Source organism: Ruegeria sp. BB5 (assembly GCF_056539405.1).
This window is the reverse complement of the sequence record NZ_JBQFUX010000002.1, coordinates 17,560-41,163: the sequence shown is the minus strand read 5'-3', so window position 1 is coordinate 41,163 and position 23,604 is coordinate 17,560. Positions and strand designations below refer to the sequence as shown.

20 protein-coding genes and 1 tRNA gene are annotated in these 23,604 nt (G+C 58.8%); 18 read left to right on the top strand and 3 right to left on the bottom strand.

The annotated features are described in order from the left end of the window. Positions 1-4 precede the first annotated feature (4 nt). The 10 genes from hisD (at position 5) to ACR0DL_RS08135 (ending at position 9,409) form a co-directional block, all read left to right on the top strand. A complete protein-coding gene (gene hisD, locus ACR0DL_RS08180; RefSeq protein ID WP_170349500.1) occupies positions 5-1,336 on the top strand; it encodes a histidinol dehydrogenase in 1,332 nt (443 codons plus the stop codon). After that, positions 1,333-2,385 (top strand): ester cyclase, encoded by a 1,053-nt coding sequence (locus ACR0DL_RS08175; protein WP_170361135.1) that lies wholly within the window; start codon positions 1,333-1,335, stop codon positions 2,383-2,385. Before hisD ends, ACR0DL_RS08175 begins: the two co-directional genes overlap by 4 nt. Beyond that, positions 2,385-3,149 (top strand): SDR family NAD(P)-dependent oxidoreductase, encoded by a 765-nt coding sequence (locus ACR0DL_RS08170; RefSeq protein ID WP_480688530.1) that lies wholly within the window; start codon positions 2,385-2,387, stop codon positions 3,147-3,149. Before ACR0DL_RS08175 ends, ACR0DL_RS08170 begins: the two co-directional genes overlap by 1 nt. Next, complete coding sequence (locus ACR0DL_RS08165) at positions 3,149-4,192, top strand: LacI family DNA-binding transcriptional regulator (RefSeq protein WP_217355401.1); 1,044 nt, start codon at positions 3,149-3,151, stop codon at positions 4,190-4,192. Before ACR0DL_RS08170 ends, ACR0DL_RS08165 begins: the two co-directional genes overlap by 1 nt. Further along, positions 4,189-5,178 carry a nuclear transport factor 2 family protein gene (locus ACR0DL_RS08160; RefSeq protein ID WP_480688528.1) on the top strand — a complete coding sequence of 330 codons (990 nt, stop codon included), beginning with the start codon at positions 4,189-4,191 and terminating at the stop codon, positions 5,176-5,178. Before ACR0DL_RS08165 ends, ACR0DL_RS08160 begins: the two co-directional genes overlap by 4 nt. Before the next feature lie 153 nt (positions 5,179-5,331). Further along, positions 5,332-6,291 carry a cupin domain-containing protein gene (locus tag ACR0DL_RS08155; RefSeq protein ID WP_425081197.1) on the top strand — a complete coding sequence of 320 codons (960 nt, stop codon included), beginning with the start codon at positions 5,332-5,334 and terminating at the stop codon, positions 6,289-6,291. Beyond that, complete coding sequence (locus ACR0DL_RS08150) at positions 6,279-6,890, top strand: class I SAM-dependent DNA methyltransferase (protein ID WP_170550420.1); 612 nt, start codon at positions 6,279-6,281, stop codon at positions 6,888-6,890. Before ACR0DL_RS08155 ends, ACR0DL_RS08150 begins: the two co-directional genes overlap by 13 nt. Positions 6,891-6,900: 10 nt before the next feature. Then, complete coding sequence (locus tag ACR0DL_RS08145; protein WP_480688526.1) at positions 6,901-8,025, top strand: cobalamin-independent methionine synthase II family protein; 1,125 nt, start codon at positions 6,901-6,903, stop codon at positions 8,023-8,025. After that, positions 8,022-8,717 carry an alpha/beta fold hydrolase gene (locus ACR0DL_RS08140; protein WP_170349492.1) on the top strand — a complete coding sequence of 232 codons (696 nt, stop codon included), beginning with the start codon at positions 8,022-8,024 and terminating at the stop codon, positions 8,715-8,717. Before ACR0DL_RS08145 ends, ACR0DL_RS08140 begins: the two co-directional genes overlap by 4 nt. Further along, positions 8,714-9,409 (top strand): RraA family protein, encoded by a 696-nt coding sequence (locus tag ACR0DL_RS08135; protein ID WP_480638520.1) that lies wholly within the window; start codon positions 8,714-8,716, stop codon positions 9,407-9,409. Before ACR0DL_RS08140 ends, ACR0DL_RS08135 begins: the two co-directional genes overlap by 4 nt. A 58-nt stretch (positions 9,410-9,467) precedes the next feature. On the opposite strand, the gene ACR0DL_RS08130 is transcribed toward ACR0DL_RS08135, so the two are convergent. Then, a complete protein-coding gene (locus ACR0DL_RS08130) occupies positions 9,468-9,653 on the bottom strand; it encodes a hypothetical protein (protein WP_480638521.1) in 186 nt (61 codons plus the stop codon). 442 nt (positions 9,654-10,095) lie between these two features. Continuing rightward, a tRNA-Leu gene (locus tag ACR0DL_RS08125) sits at positions 10,096-10,182 on the bottom strand. A 199-nt stretch (positions 10,183-10,381) separates the two neighbouring features. On the opposite strand from ACR0DL_RS08125, the gene ACR0DL_RS08120 reads away from it, so the two are divergent. Further along, positions 10,382-11,365 carry a complex I NDUFA9 subunit family protein gene (locus ACR0DL_RS08120; protein ID WP_480638522.1) on the top strand — a complete coding sequence of 328 codons (984 nt, stop codon included), beginning with the start codon at positions 10,382-10,384 and terminating at the stop codon, positions 11,363-11,365. Here the strand turns inward: ACR0DL_RS08120 and ACR0DL_RS08115 are convergent, their stop codons facing one another. After that, a complete protein-coding gene (locus tag ACR0DL_RS08115; protein WP_425081181.1) occupies positions 11,366-12,169 on the bottom strand; it encodes an undecaprenyl-diphosphate phosphatase in 804 nt (267 codons plus the stop codon). Between the two features lie 229 nt (positions 12,170-12,398). Here ACR0DL_RS08115 and ACR0DL_RS08110 point away from each other — a divergent pair, with 229 nt between their 5' ends. The 7 genes from ACR0DL_RS08110 (at position 12,399) to ACR0DL_RS08080 (ending at position 23,588) form a co-directional block, all read left to right on the top strand. Continuing rightward, positions 12,399-13,832, top strand: coding sequence for an NAD(P)-dependent oxidoreductase (locus ACR0DL_RS08110; protein WP_480688524.1), 1,434 nt, complete (start codon positions 12,399-12,401; stop codon positions 13,830-13,832). A 29-nt stretch (positions 13,833-13,861) separates the two neighbouring features. Continuing rightward, positions 13,862-14,296 carry a GFA family protein gene (locus ACR0DL_RS08105; RefSeq protein WP_170550445.1) on the top strand — a complete coding sequence of 145 codons (435 nt, stop codon included), beginning with the start codon at positions 13,862-13,864 and terminating at the stop codon, positions 14,294-14,296. After that, positions 14,293-18,825 carry a glutamate synthase large subunit gene (gltB, locus tag ACR0DL_RS08100; protein WP_170396959.1) on the top strand — a complete coding sequence of 1,511 codons (4,533 nt, stop codon included), beginning with the start codon at positions 14,293-14,295 and terminating at the stop codon, positions 18,823-18,825. The genes ACR0DL_RS08105 and gltB overlap by 4 nt, the downstream gene beginning before the upstream one ends. A gap of 116 nt (positions 18,826-18,941) precedes the next feature. Next, on the top strand, positions 18,942-19,676 hold the full coding sequence (mtgA, locus tag ACR0DL_RS08095) for a monofunctional biosynthetic peptidoglycan transglycosylase (RefSeq protein ID WP_170396961.1): 735 nt from the start codon (positions 18,942-18,944) through the stop codon (positions 19,674-19,676). Positions 19,677-19,734: 58 nt separating this feature from the next. Further along, positions 19,735-20,400, top strand: a complete 666-nt coding sequence (gene fzlA, locus ACR0DL_RS08090; RefSeq protein ID WP_366552325.1) for an FtsZ-binding protein FzlA — start codon at positions 19,735-19,737, stop codon at positions 20,398-20,400. Positions 20,401-20,474: 74 nt separating this feature from the next. Further along, a complete protein-coding gene (queG, locus tag ACR0DL_RS08085) occupies positions 20,475-21,512 on the top strand; it encodes a tRNA epoxyqueuosine(34) reductase QueG (protein ID WP_480688522.1) in 1,038 nt (345 codons plus the stop codon). Positions 21,513-21,584: 72 nt separating this feature from the next. Then, the gene (locus ACR0DL_RS08080) at positions 21,585-23,588 is read left to right on the top strand and encodes a hydantoinase/oxoprolinase family protein (protein WP_480688520.1); all 2,004 of its coding nucleotides are present in this window, start codon (positions 21,585-21,587) and stop codon (positions 23,586-23,588) included. Positions 23,589-23,604 lie beyond the last annotated feature (16 nt).

Below are 23,604 nucleotides of genomic sequence, written 5' to 3'. Positions count from 1 at the left end.
AAACATGACAATCGAGTATCTCAAACGCGGTAAATCTGATGCTGACCGGGCCGAAGATGACGCCAAAACCCGCGCTGTGGTCGAAGCGACCCTGAAAGACATCGAAACCCGTGGCGATGTGGCCGTGCGCGAGCTGAGCGAAAAGTTCGACAATTATTCGCCCCCGTCGTTCCGCCTGTCTCAGCAGGACATTGACGACCTCATCGGGCAACTGACCGACCGTGAACTGGCCGATATCAAATTCGCGCAGGAACAGGTGCGCAACTTTGCGCAAGCGCAGCGCGATTCCATGGTGGATATCGAGGTCGAAACCCTGCCCGGCGTCATTCTGGGCCACAAGAACATCCCCGTGCAGTCGGTGGGATGCTATGTGCCCGGTGGAAAATTCCCGATGGTCGCTTCGGCGCATATGTCGGTGGCGACGGCTTCGGTGGCGGGCGTGCCGCGCATCATCGCCTGTACACCTCCGTTCAATGGCAAGCCGAACGCAGCGGTGATTGCCGCGATGCATCTCGGCGGCGCCCATGAGATCTATGTCATGGGCGGCATTCAGGCCATCGGCGCGATGGCGCTGGGCACCGAAACGATTGACCCCGTGCATATGCTGGTCGGCCCGGGCAACGCCTTTGTAGCCGAAGCCAAGCGGCAACTGTTCGGCCGTGTCGGCATTGACCTGTTCGCTGGCCCGACCGAGACCATGGTCATCGCCGACGAGACTGCCGCCGATGCGGAACTCTGCGCGACCGACCTGCTGGGTCAGGCGGAACACGGCTATAACAGTCCTTGCGTGCTGCTGACCAACTCGCGCAAACTGGCCGAGGATACGATGGCCGAGGTCGACCGTCTGCTGGGAATCCTACCCACGGCAGGCACCGCGAAAGTATCGTGGGACGAATATGGCGAAGTGATCGTTTGCGACACATATGATGAGATGCTGCAGGTCGCCGATGATATCGCATCCGAGCATGTGCAGGTGATGACAGATAGGGATGATTGGTTCCTTGAGAACATGACCTGCTATGGCGCGCTGTTCCTTGGTCCGCGCACCAATGTCTCGAACGGGGATAAGGTGATCGGGACAAACCACACCCTGCCAACGAAGAAAGCCGGGCGCTATACTGGCGGTCTTTGGGTGGGTAAGTATCTGAAAACGCATAGCTATCAAAAGGTTCTGACCGACGAGGCGGCGACGTTGATTGGCGAATATGGGTCGCGCCTGTGCATGCTTGAAGGTTTTGTGGGCCATGCTGAACAGTGCAACGTGCGGGTGCGCCGCTATGGCGGTATCAACGTGCCTTACGGCAAGCCTGCACCGTATCGGGATGCCGCTGAATGAGCGACAAGCACACACAGCATAAGGCCCTGATCGCTTTGCTCAGGGCCGCGATGTATGACTTTTCCGAAGCCGGCGTCCGCAAGGCGCTGGCTGAGGTCACGACATCGGATGCAGTGTTCCACCTATGCCATCCCTTTGGTGACAGTATCGGCAGCGATGCATATTACGACTGCGCCTATAAGGACCTGCTGGACGCATGGCCCGATCTGGAGCGTCGCGACTATATCGTTATGGCCGGGCCGGACGAAAACGGCGCGGACTGGGTCGGGTGCGGGGGGTATTACACCGGTACCTTCACCGGGCCTTGGCTGGATATCCCACCGACGGGCCATCAGGTCACCATGCGGTTCCACGAATTCTATCGTTTCGTGGACGGACAGGTCGTCGAGGTTCAGGCGCTCTGGGACATCCCTGAGGTGATGATGCAGGCCAACGCCTGGCCGATGGCCCCCAGCCTTGGCCGTGAATGGCATGTGCCCGGACCAGCCACTCAGGACGGGTTCGTGCCCGGACCTTACGATGCGGCCAAGGGCAAGGCGACGTGCCAACACATTATCGACATGCTGGAACACTTGAAAAAACACCCGTCACAAGGTGGCCCCGAAGTGATGGAGATGGAGCGGTTCTGGCATCCACGCATGAACTGGTACGGGCCTTCGGGCATCGGCACCGGGCGCGGTTACGCAGGGTTTCGCAACTGGCATCAGATTCCGTTCCTGAACGGCATGCCGGATCGCGGGCAGTATGTGGACGACATCACCTATCATTTCTTTGGTGATGGCGAGTATGCGGCTGTGACCGGCTGGCCGAACATGATCCAGACGGTTACCCATGACGGATGGATGGGGATTGCGCCTTCGGGCAAGAAAATCGCCATGTGCAGTCTGGATTTCTGGCGATTGGAAAACGGGCGCATACGCGAAAACTGGGTGCTGGTCGATCTTCTGGATGCCTACCGCCAGCTTGGCGTTGACGTTTTCGCCCGTCTGCGTGAATTCAACAAGGCCCGGAATCTGGGCCGCATTGAAACGCCTGATGGAATGAGCTGATGACTGACCTGCCCCGCACCCCTTCGTTTTCGCTGAACGGCAAAACCGCCCTTGTGACCGGCGCGTCCTCGGGGATTGGACAGGGCTGTGCGGTGGCCTTGGCCGAGGCCGGGGCGCATGTGGTCTGCGCCGCGCGTGGGGCAGACCGGCTGGCTGAAACCGTCGCGGCGTTGCAGGCGCAGGGCTGGTCGGCCGAAGCTGCGGTTGTGGATCAGGGCGATTTGAATGCCCTGCAGCAGGTGTTTGATGGGCGCGTCTTTGACGTCGTGGTGAATTCCGCCGGAACCGCGCGCCACAGCGCGGCGATCGACACCACGCCCGAGGATTTCGATGCGGTCACAGATGTAAATCTGCGGTCGGCTTATTTCCTGTCGGCCTATGCGGCCAAGGCATTGATAGCGACGGGCAGGCCGGGATCGATCATCCATATCTCAAGCCAGATGGGCCATGTCGGCGGGGTCGATCGGGCGCTGTATTGTGCCACCAAGCACGGGCTTGAGGGTATGGTCAAAGCCATGGCAATCGAATGGGGAAAGCAGCGCATCCGCATCAACACGGTCTGCCCGACCTTCATTCGCACACCCTTGACGCAAGCCACCTTCGATGACCCCGAGCGCGCCGCCTGGATCATGGAGAAGATCAAGCTGGACCGTGTCGGTGAGGTCGAAGACATCATGGGCGCGGTGACCTATCTGGCCTCGGACGCCTCGGCTTTGGTGACCGGAACTTCGATGTTGATTGACGGGGGGTGGACAGCGGATTGATGGCAGAAAAAGTCACATCCCTTCAGGTTGCGCAACTGGCAGGCGTCAGTCAGTCGGCGGTTAGCCGGGTGTTCACGCCGGGTGCCTCGGTCAGCAAAAAGACTGAAGAAAAGGTGCGCAAGGCGGCGGCAGAGTTGGGGTATCGCCCCAATGTTCTGGCCCGGGCGATGGTATCCGGCAAAAGCCGTATCATCGGTTTGGTGGTCGCCTATCTGGACAACTACTTCTATCCCGAAGCGCTTGAGAAACTGTCCAACGCCCTGCAAGAACAGGGGTATCACGTGCTGATCTTCATGGCTTCGCGCACGGCGGGTAACATTGATGACGTGATGGAGGAAATCCTCGACTATCAGGTGGATGGCGTTGTTTTGGCCTCGGTTGCGATGTCGTCAGATATTGCAACGCGCTGTCAGCAGGCGGGTGTACCCGTGGTGCTGTTCAACCGAAGTCAGGACCTGGACGGGATCACGTCGGTCACGTCGGACAATTATGCCGGTGGCCGCAAGGTGGCCGAGTTCCTGGTTGCCGCTGGCCACAGTCGCATTGCTTACATCGCGGGTTGGCAGGGTGCCTCGACCCAGCGTGACCGCGAGGCCGGGTTCCGGGCGGCATTGGCTGAGGCCGGTGAGACCGTGTTTGCCCATGGTGTGGGTGAGTTTCACACGGAAAATGCCCGAACGGCTGCACGTCGCATGTTTGATGTTGCACCGGATGACAGGCCGGATGCCGTGTTCGTGGCAAATGACCATATGGCGCTGGCCGTCATGGATGTCATCCGCTTTGAGCTTGGCCTGCGTGTGCCCGAAGATGTCTCGGTGATCGGATACGATGATGTCCCGCAGGCGGGGTGGCTTGCCTATAACCTCACGACGATCCGACAGCGGGCCAATCTGATGGTTTCTGAAACCGTAGACGCGCTTTTGGATCATATCGAAAACCCGGCAGCTGCCGCGGCGCGCAAGGTGGCCATAGACGGGCCGCTGATTGTACGTACCTCGGCCCGGTTGCCAAAAGGGTGGACCCCACAAAGGACAGACATATGAAAGGCTTCGATCCGAAGTTTCGGGATTTTCCCGACTATATTATCGGTATCACCAAGGAAATTTGGGAAGACCGGGGCATCGCCACGCTGCATGACTATTACAGCAAGGATATCGTCGTGCGCTCGCCTGGATCTGTGGTTCTGGGCAATCAGAACGTCATCGGCGCCACCATGGCAACACTGGCTGAGTTTCCGGATCGGCAGCTGTTGGGCGAGGATGTGATCTGGTCCGGCACGCCGGAAGAGGGGATGTTAAGCTCGCACCGGATTATCTCGACCGCGACGCATCTGGCCGAAGGGGTGTATGGCAAGCCGACTGGCACAAAGCTGCGCTATCGGATTCTGGCCGACTGTCACGCCAAAGATAATCAGATCGACGATGAATGGTTGATCCGCGATCAGGGTGCCATCATCCGGCAGATGGGCTGGGACCCCAAGGAATACGCTGCCGACCTGATCGCGCGTGAGGGTGGGACAGAGAACTGCGTCAAACCGTTGACGCCGGAAACCGACCAGCCCGGCCCTTATAAAGGTAGTGGCAATGACAACGAATGGGGTCAGCGCTATGCCTATATTCTGACCAAGATCATGAATGCCGATATGGGCGTGATCGAGGCCGAGTATGACCGCGCCGTGCAATCAGAATATGTCGGCGGTGTCACTGGCCATGGTTGGGATGCGGTGGATCGGTTCTGGATGGGTCTGCGGGCCAGCTTCCCCAATGCGGAATTCAAGGTTGAACACCAGATTGGTCGCGATGATCCGAACATGCCGCCCCGTGCTGCCGTGCGCTGGAGCCTGTGGGGTAAACATGATGGCTGGGGTGCATTTGGCGCCCCAACCGGCGCGCAGGTCTATGTTCTGGGCATCAGCCATGCTGAGTTTGGTGCGCTGATCGGCGGTCAGCCACAGCTGCGGCGCGAGTACACGCTGTTCGACGAAACTTCGGTCTGGAAACAGATCCTGCTGCAGGGTGGAGAGGGTTAGGTGACCGCGATGGTCTCATCCCTGAACGCCAGCCAGACTGCACGGCGCTATCATACCCATCGTGCGTCGCTGCGTGCACGGCGTCTGAACAATCGGCCTCCGGGGGGGGGGGAATTGATCCCATCTTTCCCCCAAATCCAAGGAGACACCGTCATGAGTACCATTCAACAACGCATCGTCCGTTATGGCGAGCTGCAACCCTGTAAAACCGCCTTTATCGACGCTCACACTCCGGGCAGCGATCAGAAAGAGAACTTTACCATCATCGGTGGCGGCGTGTCGGAATCGCCCGATCAGCACGTCCACATCACCGACAAGATCGGCTTTAACATCGGCGCGGCGGGTCAGCCGCCGAAATGCCGAAACTCGCTGCACAGCCACACCACGGCCGAGGTGTTCTTTGTCGCGAAAGGCCGCTGGCGGTTCTTCTGGGGACGCTATGGTACAGCCGGAGAATTCATTGCCGAAGAGGGGGATATCTTTAACATCCCCACAGGTATCTTCCGCGGGTTCGAGAATGTCGGTCAGGACTACGGCATGATCATGTCGATCCTCGGTGGCGATGATGCCGGTGGCGGTGTCACATGGGCCCCGCAGGTGATCGAGGACGCACAGGCGCATGGTCTGATGTTGGGCGACAACGGTGTGCTTTATGACAGCAAAAAGGGTCAGGAACTGCCCCACAATGTCCGGCCGATGCCCTTGTTGAACGAAGCAGAGTTGCAAGCCTATCCCGAGGTGCCGGTCGACGCGGTGATCGGCAAATACGTCGCCCGCTATTGGGACCTGATGGCGCTGGGCGCTGAAAAACCTGCGCTGGTGATTGGTGAGACCGGTCTTATCAAGGACAAGCCGGGGTTCGAGGTTGATTTCCTGACTCGTGGTTCGGCTGTGAATGATCCGGTCAAAGCTGAAAAGCCGGTGGTTCTGATGCCGGCCAGCGGCCATTGGCGTATCACCGTAGACGGATATGAGGTCACATTGTCAAACGGCGATACCGCGCTGGTGATGCCTGGTGAGGCTTACACCGTCGCGCCGTCCATGACCGGGCAGGCAGGCCTGTACCGCATCACGGCGACCGATGACCCCGCCGGAGCCACATGGGTCGGATGACCGTCGATCCGAACGATACCCACGCCGTTTATGAACGGCAGGCCAAAGCCTATGACGAGCAACGCTCGCGGGCTTTGTTCGAAGCGCGCTGGCTGGCGCGCTTCACCGCCAGCCTGAAGCCCGGCGATCACGTCCTTGATTTGGGCTGCGGCACTGGTGAGCCCATTGCCCGATGGTTCAAGGCTGAAGGGTTCACCGTCACAGGTGTCGATTTTTCCGAGGCCATGCTTGAGATCGCCCATAGCCGTTGGCCTGATGGAGACTGGCGGCAGGCCGACATGCGTAATTTCGAACTGGACCAGAGCTTTGATGGTATTGTCGCCTGGAACAGCTTTTTCCATCTGACCGCGGACGAGCAGAAAGACTGCATCGCCCGGATGGCCCGCCATCTGCGCAAGGGCGGAATGTTGATGCTGACCGTTGGCCCCAGCGCAGGCGAGGAACAGGGAACTGTTGGCGGGGAACCCGTGTATCACGCCTCGCTCTCACCCGCCGGTTACGCCACCTGCCTTGAAGAAAACGGGATGATCATGACCGGATTTCTAGCCAAGGATCCGGAGACCCAAAGCCACACAGTACTGATGGCACGCAAGAATTAACGGAGGTTTCATGACCGTAAAGACAACACATGTCGGATCCTTGCCACGAACTCAGGATGTGGTGGATTTCATTTTTGCGCGCGAGCGGGAGGAACCCTTTGACCCCGCTGCCTTTGACGCCTGCATGACCAAGGCCGTGTCCGAGACCGTGCGCAGACAGGTCGAAGCCGGTGTGCAGATCGTCAGTGACGGCGAAACCTCGAAGATCTCTTATGCCACCTATGTCAAAGACCGTTACACCGGGTTTTCGGGCGATAGCCCGCGCAATGCGCCCGCCGATCTGAAGATGTTCCCCGGTTTTCTGCAACGGCTGGCTGATGATGGCGGTACGCCCCAATACGCGCGGCCTCAATGTACCGGCGAGGTGCGGTCGAAAGGGCAGGGTGAGCTTGAGAAGGACATCGCCAACCTCAAGGCTGCGATGGCGCAGCACGAGGCCGAGCGGGGCTTTATGAATGCCGCCTCGCCAGGGGTCATCTCGCTGTTTCTGCAGAACGATTTCTACCCCACGCGTGAGGCTTATCTGGCCGCGCTGGCCGATGCGATGAAGGAGGAATACGAAACCATCGTGGCCGCCGGGTTGGATTTGCAGCTGGATTGCCCTGATCTGGCCCTGTCGCGGCACATGCTGTTCACCGACCTGACCGATGAAGAGTTCGTCAAGATCGCCGACATGCATGTCGAGGCCCTGAACCACGCGCTGCAGAATGTTCCGCAGGACCGGGTGCGGGTGCATATCTGCTGGGGCAATTACGAAGGGCCACATTGTTGTGACATCGCCATGGATAAGGTGTTCAGCACTCTGATGGCGACCAAATCCCGCTACGTGCTGTTTGAAACCTCGAACCCGCGCCACGCCCATGAATGGACCGTGTTCCGCGACCGTAATTCCGAGATTCCAGACGACAAGGTTCTGGTTCCCGGTGTGGTCGACACCACCACCAATTTCGTCGAACACCCCGAACTGGTGGCGCAGCGGATCACGCGGTTTACCAATATCGTCGGTGCCGATCGGGTGATCGCAGGCAGCGATTGTGGGTTTGGCACCTTTGCAGGCTTTGGCGCGGTGGATCCCGATATTGCCTATGCCAAGCTGACGGCATTGTCCGAGGGTGCAAAACTGGCCTCGGCATGACACCGCTGGTTCTTTTGCCCGGTATGATGTGTGATGCTCGGTTGTTCCAGCCGCAGATCGCTGCGTTGTCCGGGTCACGGCCGCTGATGACCTTCCCGCTGGTGACGCAGGACAGTGTTCAGGAGATGGCAGCCGAAATCTTGTCAAACGCACCGTCGGTCTTTGCGCTGGCCGGCCTGTCGATGGGCGGCATCGTTGCGATGGAGGTGGTGCGGGAAGCCCCGGATCGCGTTGAACGGTTGGCGTTGATGGACACCAATCCGTTGGCCGAAAAGCCCGATGTCAAAGCCCGGCGTGGGCCGCAGATGAAGGCCGTTCAGGAAGGTCAGTTGCGGCAGGTGATGCGCGACGAGATGAAGCCCAATTACTTGGCCGACGGTCCGCATCAGGGGGCCATTCTGGACCTATGCATGGCGATGGCCGTTGATCTGGGTCCGGACGTATTCCTTCGCCAATCCCGCGCTTTGATGGATCGCCCGGACCAGACCGAAACACTGGCCGTCTACACGGGTCCCTCACTGGTGATGTGTGGGCGCGAGGATGGCCTGTGCCCGGTCGAGCGACACCAGTTGATGCACGACCTTCTGCCCAACAGCACGTTACAAATCATCGAAGAAGCCGGGCACCTGCCCACTCTGGAACAACCCAATGACACAACAGCGGCCCTGATCCGCTGGCTGGAGGCCCCATGACACCTTCCCTTCTGACCCTGTTGCGCAAGGTTGACACCCCCACCGTCTGCAACGCCATCGAGGTGGCGCAGGGCAAGCGCGGATTTGACGGCTTCTCGCGCGGCACCATGCTGTGTTCGGCCCCGTCGGAACCTGCGATCGTGGGCTACGCCCGTACGGCAAAGATCGCCGCTGTGCAGCCTCCGTCCGAGGCGCCCGAGGTCATCAGGGAACGCCGGATGGACTATTACAAATACATGGCCGAAGGTCCCGCACCCTCGGTTGCGGTGATCGAGGATGTCGATTTCCCCAACTGTATCGGTGCCTATTGGGGTGAGATCAACACCACCGTACACAAGGGGTTCGGCATGTCCGGCGCGCTGACGAACGGCGTTATGCGCGACCTTGGCGATCTGCCACAGGGGTTCCCGGTGGTTGCCGGATCGGTCGGGCCCAGCCACGGTTTCGTCCACGTGCGCGCGGTCGATACGCCGGTCTCGATCTTTGGTCTTTCGGTCAATCCCGGTGATCTGATCCATGCCGATCAGCACGGAGCGCTGGTGATACCAGAAGATGTTGTTGACCAACTAAAGGGCGCAATCCAGAAATTGCTGTCCACCGAGCGCATCGTCCTCGACGCTGCCACACAGCCGGGGTTTGATTTCAATGCGTTTCATTCCGCTTGGGAAAAGTTCGAAAAATCCCGGGTCTGACAGGGTAAGACTGACCGGTTCAAACGGACGGGTCTGAACCATCCGGGTTAGTATGCCATTACCGGCGTCGCGATGGCAGGTCCGCCTGCTTTTCTTCCAGAACGGTTCGAAAAAGTACCTTGAGTTCAGATTTCTTCACCAGGGGCAGCGTACGCCGATAATCCGAAGACAGGTCATCTTCTGAAACGTCCATCCGGTGCGCTTTCATTAACTTGAAGCGACTGAGAAACGAAATTTTCTTCATTGTTGCGGTCCTTCAAATTCAAAGCGTAAAAATTTGCCGCTGCGGACCCGACCCGAACCCTATGGTCGAGAGCTCGAGGATCATTAATCCGTGAGTGATGATCCGCAGCGACAGGGCGCATTTAGGCAGGTCGTTTGCCACCGTAAGGGGGAAGAATCCGGGTTTTTGCGTCATTTATTAACCGACCAGTCAAAAAATGATTGGAAAGCTTACCTTTACGTAAAGATGCTCACTCACCCGGCCAGTTTTCGTGACGTAGCGTCACGAAAGATGCGGGTCTCGCTAAGGCCTGAACGGGACCATTTAGCCAGTCTGTCTCCGCAGGAATCTGGCAAAGCAAAGCCCTAAGGGAGAGACGTCCAATAGATAGAAATTGGGGGAATACGTCACCCGAACACGTATTTGATACGATCAGAGACAAGCCAAAAATCTGTCGGGGATTTGGTGCCCAGGAGAGGACTCGAACCTCCACGTCCATACGGACACTAGCACCTGAAGCTAGCGCGTCTACCAATTCCGCCACCTGGGCAGGTGTCGTGGAGCGGCGTTTAAGCCTACTGACGGGGGGCGTCAACCAGATTCGGGAAGATTTTTTCAAGTTTTTTGACCCACCTCCGAAACGCTTGGGAAATTGTCGGGGTTTTCGCGGACGCGCGGCGTTATTGCGCCTTGTTTGCCGGTGCTTTGGGCGGTAGATCGGATCAAGACCAATCAGCAGGAGCCCTCGCATGTCCAAACTGGTCACGATTTATGGCGGATCGGGATTTGTCGGTCGGTATATCGCCCGGCGTATGGCAAATGAAGGATGGCGTGTGCGGGTCGCAGTGCGGCGCCCGAACGAGGCGATGTTCGTCAAACCTTATGGCGTGGTTGGTCAGGTTGAACCCATTTTGTGCAACATCCGCGATGATGCGTCGGTTGCTGCCGTGATGCATGGGGCCGATGCGGTGGTGAACTGCGTGGGTGTGCTGAACGAGCTGGGTAAGAACGAATTTGACGCGGTACAGGCCGAAGGGGCTGAGCGGATCGCGCGTATCGCTGCCGAACAGGGTGTTGCTCGGATGGTGCATATCTCGGCCATCGGCGCGGACGCCACGTCCAAAAGCGAGTATTCCCGCACCAAAGCACAGGGCGAGGCCGGTGTGCTGGCGCATATGCCGAACGCGGTGATCCTACGCCCGTCGGTTATTTTCGGAACCGAGGACCAGTTCTTTAACCGCTTTGCCGGGATGACCCGGATGGGGCCGTTCCTGCCCTTGGTCGGCGCAGAGACCAAGTTCCAGCCGGTCTATGTGGATGACGTCGCCAAGGCCGCCGTGCAGGGCGTTCTGGGGCAGGCCGAGGGTGGCACTTATGAGCTGGGCGGCCCAGAGGTAAAATCCTTCCGTGCGCTGATGCAGCAGATGCTGGGGGTGATTCATCGCCGCCGGGTGATTGTTGGTGTGCCGTTCTGGGCCGCCCGGATCATGGCGGGTGTGCTGGATATAGCCAAGTTTGTCAGTTTTCAGCTGTTTCCCAACCACATTCTGACGCGCGATCAGCTGACGAATCTGCGCCGGGACAATGTGGTGTCGGGCGATGCCAAAGGCTTTGGCGACTTGGAGATCGAACCGGCTACTTTGGAATCCATCTTGCCGGACTACCTGTGGAAGTTCCGTCCCTCGGGCCAGTATGATGAGATCCAGAAATCGGCAGACAACCTGCGTACCTGATCAGCTATAGGCAATCACCAGCAGGATTGCCCCAAGAATCACGCGATATATTACATAAGGCGTAAAGCTGACGCTGCGCAGCAGACGCATCATCAGGGACAGCGCCAATAAGGCCGAGATAAAGGCAAAAAAAGCGGCTATGGCACCGTCCTTAGCCAGTTGGGCATCCGCCTCGCGGATCACCTGTGTCGACAGTAATACGCCCGAGGCCAGAATCGTCGGGATCGACATCAGCATCGCGATCCGCGCGCCGTCTTCGCGGCTATACCCTAGGTGCCGCGCGCCGGTGATGGTGATGCCTGACCGCGAGGTGCCGGGGATCAACGCAAGAACCTGCCACAATCCCATGATGACCGCATCGCGCGGCCCCCAATCGTTGGTTTTCTTGGTTTGGGGCCCCTTTTGGTCCATCCAATACAGCAACAATCCGAAACCCAGCATGGTCCAGCCAATCACCGCCATCGAGCGGAGGGACTGGCTGAGCCCGGTTGTGAACAAAATGGCACCGACAATGACCGTGGGAATCGTTGCGATGATCAGGCTCATCGCCAGCCGTGCTTGCGGGGTGTCGATCTGCCCGGTCAGGGCGCGTGGCAGGCCGGCAGCGGCCTGTTTCACATCGGACCAGAAATACAGGATAACCGCGCCCAACGTGCCGACATGCACGGCGACGTCGATGGCCAGCCCCTGATCTTCCATACCGGTCAAGCTGGGCAGCAGGATCAGGTGACCCGAGGAAGAGATCGGCAAGAACTCAGTTATCCCCTGAATAATCGCCGCGAGAATCAACTGAAATAGACTCATTTAACCTGCCGTGCTGCCGCCGCGTATTGTTAGGGGAAATGGGTATAAGTGCGGTGCCGAAAAGGAAAGCACGTAAAAAGGTCCGAAGCGGAACTAAAAATGATGACATTTTCCAATTACTTTTCCTGACGCCGTGTATTTTTTCAATTTAGGTCAGCACAATTGACTTTTAATCCGGTAAGGTATCTCTTAAACAGGCGCGACCAAGCCAATTCATGGAGTCTGACCCGTGGCCAAGCAACCGATGCTGAAATTTGTGCAGATCGACCGCGTCATGCCTGAAAAGCGTGCCGCCAATGACCGCAAAGAAGACTTTGACGAAATCTATGCTGAATACGCCGCAGCTAAGGCGGAAGAACAGGCTAGTCGCTGCAGCCAATGCGGAGTGCCGTATTGCCAGTCGCATTGCCCGCTGCACAACAACATCCCCGATTGGCTGCGCCTGACCGCCACGGGCCGTCTGGAGGAGGCGTATCAGACGAGCCAGGCCACCAATACCTTCCCGGAAATCTGCGGCCGCATTTGCCCTCAGGATCGTCTTTGTGAAGGTAATTGTGTGATCGAACAATCAGGCCACGGCACGGTTACCATCGGCACGATTGAAAAGTACATCACGGACACCGCCTGGGACAAAGGCTGGGTGACCCCCGTGGCACCTGGTGCCGAGCGCAGCGAAAGCGTCGGTATCATAGGCGGCGGACCCGGTGGATTGGCGGCTGCGGACATGCTGCGCCGGGCTGGCATTCAGGTCACTGTGTATGATCGTCACGACCGTGCCGGTGGCCTGTTGATGTACGGTATTCCAGGCTTCAAGCTGGAAAAGGACATTGTTCAGCGTCGCAACGAATTGCTGGCTGAAGGCGGGGTCAAGTTCGAGCTGAACTGCGACGTGGACGCCGCCAAATTCGACGACATTCGCGCCAAGCATGATGCTGTGATCATCGCAACCGGGGTCTATAAATCCCGTGATCTGTCCATGCCAGGCAGTGGCCTGAATGGTATCGAAATTGCCATTGATTTCCTGACCGCTTCGAACCGCAAAAGCTTTGGTGACGCGGTCGAGGATTTCGACAATGGCCGACTGAATGCCAACGGTAAAAAAGTTGTTGTGATTGGTGGCGGCGATACCGCGATGGACTGCGTACGCACCTCGGTCCGTCAAGGGGCGACCTCGGTCAAATGCCTGTACCGCCGTGACCGGGCAAACATGCCGGGATCGCAGCGTGAAACGCAGAATGCCGAGGAAGAAGGCGTGATCTTTGAATGGCTGAGCGCTCCCAAAGGGTTCACCGGCGATGACAAGGTTTCTGGCGTGATGGTGCAAAAGATGCGTCTGGGTCAGCCAGATGCCACTGGTCGCCAAGCCCCCGAGGTCATCGAAGGCGCGGACTACGTCGAAGAGGCCGATCTGGTCATCAAGGCGCTGGGCTTTGAGCCCGAAGACCTGCCTACGCTGTTTGGTCAGCCCGACCTGCCCGTAACCCGTTGGGGCACCGTTAAGGCCGCGTTCCAAACCGGCGAAACCGAGATGGACGGTGTCTATGCCATTGGTGACATCGTGCGTGGCGCCTCGCTGGTGGTCTGGGCGATCCGTGACGGCCGCGACTGTGCCGATGCGATCATCGACAGGTTTAACAGCAAGGCTGCCGTCGCAGCCGAGTAACACCCAGCCCAGCGACAGGAGGGTCAGGAATGCCTGAACTGCAAGGCCAATGCATGTGCGGTGCGGTCACCGTCACCGCCACCCCAGCGAAGGATGCGCTGGGTGCCTGTCATTGCGACCAGTGCCGCCGCTGGACCAGTTCAATGCTGGTGAGTTTTCAAGCCGAAGAGGGGTATGCCGCGCTGGGACCGGTCAAGACCTTTACCTCGTCCGACTGGGCCGAGCGCGCCTTTTGCGCCGAATGCGGCTCGGCCCTGTGGTACCGGGTCACCGCGCCCGGTGACATGCACGGACACACAGAAATGGCAGCGGGCCTGTTCGAAGATACTGGCCACGGACTGCAACTGGAACTTTTTATCGACAAAAAACCCAAAGGATATGCGTTCGCAGGTGAGCGCAAGCAAATGACCAAAGCCGAGGTCGAGGCGATGTTTGCCCCCTCGGAAGAAGGAGACAGCCAATGACCAAATATGATGCCGATTGGGTACGGGCCGAAGAAGCCAAACGTGAATGGATGGCAAAAAACGGTCTCTATTCCGAGGAAGAAGAGCATTCTTCCTGTGGCGTGGGTCTTGTTGTATCCGTTGACGGCAAAGCATCACGCAAGGTTGTCGACGCCGGTATTGATGCGCTGAAAGCGATCTGGCACCGCGGCGCCGTGGATGCTGATGGCAAGACCGGCGATGGTGCGGGCATCCACGTGCAGATCCCGGTTCGTTTTTTCTATGACCAGATCCGCCGCACAGGTCATGAGCCCAATCTGGACCAGTTGATCGCTGTCGGTCAGGTGTTTCTGCCTCGTACCGATTTCGGCGCGCAGGAACAGTGCCGGACCATCGTAGAAACCGAAGTTCTGCGCATGGGCTATTACATCTACGGCTGGCGGCACGTGCCGGTCGATGTGACCTGCTTGGGTGAAAAGGCCAACGCGACCCGACCCGAAATCGAACAGATCCTGATCTCGAACTCGAAAGGTGTAGATGAAGAGACGTTCGAGCGTGAGCTGTACGTCATCCGCCGCCGTATTGAAAAAGCTGCCGCCGCGTCCGGGATTTCGGACCTGTATCTGGCGTCGCTGAGCTGCCGCTCGATCATCTATAAAGGCATGATGCTGGCTGAGCAGGTCGCGGTTTTCTACCCCGACCTGATGGATGAGCGGTTCGAATCCGCCTTTGCGATCTATCACCAGCGCTATTCGACCAACACCTTCCCGCAATGGTGGTTGGCGCAACCGTTCCGGATGCTGGCTCATAATGGTGAAATCAACACCCTGAAGGGCAACGTCAACTGGATGAAAAGTCATGAGATCCGCATGGCCAGTGGCACCTTTGGCGACTATGCCGAAGACATCAAGCCGATCATCGCGGGTGGATCGTCAGATTCGGCCGCATTAGACTCGGTTTTCGAGGTTCTGGTGCGCGCGGGCCGCTCGGCCCCGATGGCGAAAACCATGCTGGTGCCGGAAAGTTGGTCCAAGCAGGCGGTGGAACTGCCGCAGGCCTGGCGTGACATGTATTCCTACTGCAACTCGGTGATGGAGCCGTGGGACGGTCCCGCCGCGCTGGCGATGACCGATGGCCGCTGGGTCTGTGCCGGTCTGGACCGGAACGGGTTGCGCCCGATGCGCTATGTGGTGACGGGCGATGGTCTGGTGATTGCGGGCTCTGAGGCTGGTATGGTGCCCATTGATGAGGCCACTGTGACCGAAAAAGGCGCGCTGGGTCCGGGGCAGATGCTGGCCGTGGATATGAAGAAGGGCAAGCTGTTCCGTGACAAGCAAATCAAGGACAAGCTGGCGCGCGCCCTGCCGTTCGGCGACTGGGTCGGCAAAATCAACGATCTGGACACTACGCTGGGCAGTGTAACAGAACAGCCCTTGTTTAGGGGTGAGGAACTGCGCAAGCGTCAGATCGCGGCTGGATATTCGGTCGAAGAACTTGAGCAGATCCTTGCACCCATGGCCGAGGACGGCAAAGAGGCTTTGGCCTCGATGGGGGATGACACGCCTTCGGCTGTGCTGTCAAAGCAGTACCGTCCGCTGAGCCATTTCTTCCGGCAGAATTTCAGCCAGGTGACCAACCCGCCCATCGACAGCTTGCGCGAATACCGCGTGATGTCGTTGAAGACGCGGTTCGGGAACCTCAAGAACGTGCTGGACGAGGACAGTAGCCAGACCGAGATCATCGTTCTGGAAAGCCCTTTTGTCGGCAACGCTCAGTGGGAAATTCTGGCCGAAAACTTCAACGCGCCGCTGGCTGAGATCGATTGCAGCTTTGAACCCGGTGAGGGCGCGCTGGACCGCGCTTTGATCCGTATCAGAGCCGAAGCGGAAGAGGCCGTGCGTTCTGGTGCAGGGCATCTGGTGCTGACCGATCAGTATTCCGGGCCGGACAAAGTGGCGATGCCGATGATCCTGGCCACAAGCGCGGTACACAGCCATCTGACACGTCAGGGTCTGCGGACCTTCAGCTCGCTCAACGTGCGGTCGGCGGAATGTATCGACCCGCACTATTTTGCCGTGTTGATTGGTTGTGGCGCGACAGTTGTGAACGCCTACCTGGCCGAGGATTCGCTGGCCGACCGCATTGAACGTGGCCTGTTGGATGGCACGCTGACCGAAAATGTGGCCCGCTATCGCGAGGCAATTGATCAGGGTCTTCTCAAGATCATGGCCAAGATGGGTATCTCGGTTGTCTCCTCTTACCGAGGCGGTCTGAACTTTGAGGCCGTTGGTCTGAGCCGTGCCATGGTGGCCGAGTATTTCCCAGGCATGATCAGCCGTATCTCGGGCATCGGGATTCACGGCATCCGCGTCAAAGCCGAAGAAATTCACGCCAAGGGTTGGGACAGCGGTCTGGATGTGCTGCCCATCGGCGGTTTCTACAAAGCACGCAAGTCGGGTGAGACTCACGCGTGGGAAGCAACCTCGATGCATATGATGCAGATGGCCTGTAATAGGGCCTCATATGAATTGTGGAAGCAATATTCGACCAAGATGCAGTCGAACCCGCCGATCCATCTGCGCGACCTGATGGATTTCAAACCCATGGGCAAACCGGTGCCGATCGAAGAGGTGGAATCGATCACCTCGATTCGCAAACGCTTTGTCACGCCGGGCATGTCGCTGGGTGCACTCAGCCCCGAGGCGCACAAGACGCTAAACGTGGCGATGAACCGGATCGGTGCGAAATCCGACTCGGGCGAGGGTGGTGAAGATCCGGCCCATTTCGTACCGGAACCCAATGGCGACAATCCGTCAGCCAAGATCAAACAGGTGGCGTCGGGCCGGTTCGGTGTGACTGCGGAATACCTGAATCAATGTGAAGAGCTGGAGATCAAGGTCGCCCAAGGCGCGAAACCGGGTGAGGGTGGTCAGTTGCCGGGCATGAAGGTCACCGACCTGATCGCGCGTTTACGCCATTCGACCAAGGGCGTGACGCTGATCTCGCCGCCGCCGCACCACGATATCTACTCGATCGAGGATCTGGCGCAGCTGATCTATGATCTGAAACAGATCAACCCGCGCTGCAAGGTGACGGTGAAACTGGTGGCGTCTTCGGGCGTTGGCACGATTGCCGCCGGTGTGGCCAAGGCCAAGGCGGATGTGATCCTGATCTCGGGCCACAACGGTGGTACAGGTGCGTCGCCCGCGACGTCGATCAAATATGCCGGTTTGCCGTGGGAGATGGGCCTGACCGAGGCGCATCAAGTTCTGGCAATGAATAACCTGCGTGATCGCGTCACCCTGCGGACCGATGGTGGTCTGCGGACCGGTCGCGATATCGTCATGGCTGCGATGATGGGGGCCGAGGAATACGGCATCGGCACTGCCGCCCTGATCGCGATGGGCTGTATCATGGTGCGTCAGTGCCAGTCGAACACCTGCCCCGTCGGTGTCTGTACGCAGGACGAGGACCTGCGCGCCAAATTTACCGGCAACGCAGACAAGGTGGTGAACCTGATCACCTTCTATGCGCAGGAAGTACGCGAGCTTTTGGCCAGCCTCGGCGCGCGTTCGATTGATGAAATCATCGGCCGGGCCGACCTGTTGGCGCAGGTCAGCCGTGGATCGGCGCATCTGGACGATCTGGACCTCAACCCGCTGCTGATCACCGTCGATGGTGCGCATGATATCGTCTACAATCGCGACAAGGACCGTAACGCGGTGCCGGATACGCTGGACGCTGAAATCGTGCGGGATGCGGCGCGGTTCCTGAAAGACGGTGAGAAAATGCAGCTGTCCTATGCGGTGCAGAACACGCACCGGACTGTGGGCACCCGCGTCTCGAGCCATATCGTGCAGAACTTTGGCATGCGGAACACGTTCCAGTCCGATCACCTGCACGTCAAACTGCAGGGCTCGGCCGGTCAGTCGCTGGGGGCGTTTGCAGCACCCGGTCTGAAGCTGGAAGTGTCGGGTGACGCCAATGACTATGTCGGCAAGGGTTTGTCGGGCGGCACCATCGTCGTGCGCCCACCACAGGTCAGCCCGCTGAAGGCGGATGACAACACCATCATCGGCAACACCGTCCTGTACGGCGCCACCGATGGCCACCTGTTTGCCGCAGGTCGCGCGGGCGAGCGGTTCGCGGTTCGCAACTCGGGCGCGAAGGTTGTGATCGAGGGCTGCGGTTCGAACGGGTGTGAATACATGACCGGCGGAGTCGCGGTGATCCTGGGTGATATTGGTGCCAACTTTGGCGCGGGCATGACCGGCGGTATGGCCTATCTGTACGACCCGGAAGGCAAGGCGCAGGCGCTGATGAACATGGAAACGCTGGTGACCTGCCCGGTGACCGTCGACCATTGGGAAGATCAGCTGAAATCGCTGATCGAAACCCATCAGGCCGAAACCTTCAGCCGTAAGGCCGCCGACATCCTGCAGCATTGGGATGTTGAAAAGGCCAACTTCTTGCAGGTTTGCCCGAAAGAGATGCTGAACAAGCTCAGCCACCCTCTGACCAACGAAGCAACGGCTGTTCCGGCTGAATAACCGGTTACAACAGACGAGACCCAAACCCGCGCACCAATTGGCTGCGCGGGATTTCTTAAATCCTTATACCGACAACACCCGTTTCAAACGCGCGCCCAACGTCGTATAGCTGTGACATGGCAAAAGCAGCAGTCCGCAAAAAAAGCGGTAAGAAAAAAAAGGCATCCAAAGCCAAAACCCCACTGATGCAACGGCTTCGCCGATGGGTCAGTCGTGGCTTGTTGGCGGCCGTTGTGTTCGTCGTTGCATTGGTCGCTTTGTATTCGGTGGTGAACCCGCCCGTGACCCACACGATCTGGTCGGAATGGCGTAGGCTGGGCAAGGTCGAGCGTGATTGGGTCCCGATCGAGGAAATCTCACCCGTCATGGCGCGTGCAGTTGTTGCGGCTGAGGACGCGAATTTCTGTCAGCATTGGGGCTTTGACGTCGAGGCCATTCGCGATGCGCTTGAAGATGGCGGATCACGTGGGGCGTCGACAATTACCCAGCAGGTGGTGAAGAACGTGTTCTTGTGGCAGGGCCGCAGCTGGGTACGCAAAGCGCTGGAAACTTCGATCACGCCGGTTGTCGAGATCTTCTGGAGCAAACAGCGTATTCTCGAGGTCTATCTGAACGTCGCTGAAACCGGACAGGGCGTATTTGGGGTCGAAGCGGCGGCCCAAAGCAATTTCAACGTATCCGCTGCCCGGCTGAGTCCGGTTCAGGCGGCCCGGATCGCGGCGATTTTGCCCTCACCCCGCAATCGCTCAGTCACTGATCCGTCAGTGCGGACGCGCAGACGGGCCGCGTCGATCCTGGATGGAGCGGCCACCATCCGCGCAGATGGTCGCGCGGATTGTTTCGAGGATTGAAACTCAACACCCCTCAAGGCTAAAGCTGGGGGGTATACACTGGTTCGATTGGAAGCTCATGGCGCGTTTGTTTCACGTTCCCCTGTCCCCTTATTGCCGCAAGGTTCGTCTGTCTTTGGCGGAAAAGAAGATCGAGGTTGAGCTGGTCGAAGAGAAATACTGGGAGAAAGACCCGGATTTCCTGCGTCGCAACCCTGCCGGAAAGGTGCCGGTGTTGCGGCTGGACGGGCAGGTGATGGCGGAAAGCGCGGCGATTTGTGAATATATCGAGGAAACGCGTCCGGAGCCTGCGTTGATGCCGAAAACGCCCGAAGGCCGGTACGAAGTGCGGCGTTTGGTGGGGTGGTTCGATGATAAGTTCCATCACGAGGTGACCTCGAAACTGTTGTATGAACGTGTGAACAAGAAAGTCACCGGTGAGGGCTATCCGGACAGCAAGAACGTCAAGGAAGGCGCGCGGGCAATCAAATATCATCTGGACTACATGGCCTGGCTTTTGGATCACCGCCGTTGGCTTGCGGGGGATCAGATGACATTGGCCGATTTTGCGGCTGCAGCACATTTGTCAGCGCTGGATTATATCTCGGACGTGGACTGGAATAGATCGCAAGCGGTGAAAGACTGGTATGCCAAGATCAAGTCACGCCCCGCGTTTCGGTCGATTCTTGCGGATCAGGTGCCTGGATTCCGACCCCCTGCGCATTACGCCGATCTGGATTTCTGATAGGGTGGAACAAGGGCTGTCTGCCCCTTTTTGGCCCTATAGGCCAATTCACCCCCGAGGATATTTTTAGCCAGATGAAGAGCGGATCGGATCTAAAGGAAAAGTTGGTGGCGCAGGCACTGAGCGAGGGCTTTGTGTCTTGCCGGATCTGTCGACCCTGGGATGTACCGCAGGTGCCGTCACGGCTGGAGGCATTTCTTCAGGCTGAATATCATGGGCAAATGGGATGGATGGCTGAGCGTACCCATTGGCGGGGTGATCCGGCGGCCCTGTGGCCCGAGGCGCGGTCGGTGATCATGCTGGCCGAAAGCTATGCGCCCGAGCATGATCCGACTGATATACTGGATCATCCAGACAGGGCAGCGATCTCTGTCTATGCGCAGAACAAGGATTATCATGATCTGGTCAAGAAACGGCTGAAGCGGCTGGCGCGCTGGCTGATTGCCGAATGCGGCGGAGAAGTTAAGGTTTTTGTTGATACCGCGCCTGTTCCAGAGAAGGCGTTAGGCCATGCCGCAGGGCTGGGTTGGCAGGGGAAACATACTAACCTAGTCAGCCGAGATTGGGGAAATTGGGCCTTTATAGGCTCTGTTTTCACGACATTGGACTTGCCGGTTGACGTGGCCGAATCCGATCATTGTGGAAAATGCCGGGCTTGTTTGGATTCATGTCCAACGGATGCGTTTCCGGCCCCGTATCAGTTGGATGCGCGGCGCTGCATTTCGTATCTGACAATCGAACATAAAGGTCCGATTGAGGAAGACCTGCGCGGCAAGCTGGGCAATCGGATTTACGGTTGCGACGATTGTCTGGCAGCCTGTCCGTGGAACAAATTCGCCGTTGCGGCCAGCGATGTCCGGTACGCCGCACGGGACGATCTGAAAGCGCCACCCCTGGCGGAGCTAGCGGTATTGGACGATGCCGCGTTTCGGGCGAAGTTTTCCGGTTCGCCCATCAAACGGATCGGGCGCGATCGGTTCGTGCGTAATGTTCTGTATGCTATCGGCAATTCGGGAATGGCTTCGTTGCGACCGGTGGCGCAAGGATTGGTGGAAGATCCAGACCCAACGGTGGCGGATGCCGCGCGCTGGGCGGTCGAACAACTGGCGTAAGTGCCGCAAACAGGCTGGACGTGTCGGTCCAAACCGCTACACCCATCAGCAGCGAACAGGAAGGAGAACCCGATGGCGCTGGCTTTGGGGGTGGATACGGGTGGAACTTACACCGACGCGGTGCTGATCCGGGATGAGCGAGAGGTGATCGCCTCGGCCAAGTCCTTGACCACGCGAGCTGATCTGGCGATCGGTGTGGGTAAGGCTATTCAGGCGGTTTTGGCTGCGGCGCAGGTGGCGCCGGGGCAGATTTCCATGGCGTCCTTGTCGACCACACTGGCCACGAATGCGCTGGTTGAAGGGCAGGGTGGACGGGTTGCGTTAATCTATATCGGGTTCAAGGATGGCGATCTGGATAAGCACGGATTGCGGGATGCGCTGAAGGGCGATCCGGCGCTGGTAATTTCCGGGGGTCACACCCATGCCGGGGGAGAGACCACGCCGTTGGATGTGACCGCGTTGGAAGCTTTTTTAGACTCTCATAAAGGCATATCTGGCTTTGCGGTGGCCTCGCAATTCGCCACCCGCAACCCCGCACATGAGCTGGAGGCCGCACGGATCATCACCGACAGGACCGGCGCACCGGTGACATGCTCACATCATCTGTCAGCCAAATTGAACGGCCCGAAACGGGCGGTGACGGCGGTATTGAACGCCCGTTTGATCGGGATGATCGACCGGTTGATCGGGCGCGCACAAGATCGGTTGCTGGAATTGGGCATCACCGCGCCGATGATGGTTGTGCGTGGAGATGGTGCGTTGATGAGTGCCGAACAGGCAAGGGAACGCCCGATTGAGACCATCCTCAGCGGACCTGCTGCGTCTATCGTCGGAGCCAGTTGGCTGACCGGGGCAGAGAATGCGCTGGTGTCGGATATCGGTGGAACGACCACGGATGTGGCCCTGATCCGCGATGGCAAACCTGCAATTGATCCAGCGGGCGCGCAGGTCGGCGGTTTCCGCACCATGGTTGAAGCCGTGGCGATGCGTACCCATGGTCTGGGTGGTGACAGTCAGATGCATGTGGTGACCGAAGGTTTGAGTGGCGGTGTGTTTTTGGGGCCGCGACGGGTTTTGCCGGTTTCCCTGATTGCATCTGAGGCACCAGATGTTGTCCACGCGGTTTTGGATATGCAATTGCGGTCCACAACGGTGGGCGAACATGATACCCGGTTTGCCCGCCAGGTCCCAGGCATCCACGCCGAAGGCCTGGGCGCGCGGGAAGAGGCGTTGATGGAGCGGTTGGGCAATAATGTCATGCCGCTCAGCGATCTATTGCGCACCCGGATGGAAAACGGTGCCCTGACGCGCCTGGTGGATCGCGGGATCGTTCAGGTCTCTGGCGTGACGCCTTCGGATGCCAGCCATATGTTGGGCCGGCTGGATGCGTGGGATGCGGATGCGGCGCGTAAAGCGTTGGAGATTGTCGCGCGCAAGCGTGTAGGATCCGGCGACATGTTGGCCGCATCACCGGAAAAGCTGGCGCAGATGATCGTGGACCAGTTGACCGAACAGACCGCGTTGACCTTGTTAGAGAGTGCTTTTGCTGAAGAGGCCGATGACTTTGGCGTGCCCTCTGCCGATCTTGCCCGTCACGTTCTGACGCAAAAAGGGCTGGCGCGCCATCGTGGACTTTTGGCGCTGGATACAGCGTTGAATGTGGATGTGGTGGGTCTTGGGGCCTCGGCCCCCAGCTATTACCCAGCGGTTGGGGAACGACTGCACGCCCGCATGATCCTGCCTGAACACGCGGGCGTGGCCAACGCCATCGGTGCTGTGGTCGGACGGCTGACCCTGCGCCGGTCCGGCACGGTGACATCCCCGTCCGAGGGGCGGTTCAGGGTACATCTTGAGGACGGTCCACAGGATTTCACCGAGTCCGACAAGGCGCTGGACATGCTTGAATCGGTGCTGCGGGACGAGGCAGAGGGCGCTGTGCGTCAGGCCGGGGCTGCGGATATACGGGTCGTGGTTGACCGGGACATCCGCACTGCCCGTATCGAAGCGCAGGAGGTATTCGTCGAGGCTATGGTCACCGTTGAGGCCAGTGGCAGGCCCCGCGTTGCGTCGGAATAGCCCCGCAGGGGGCTAC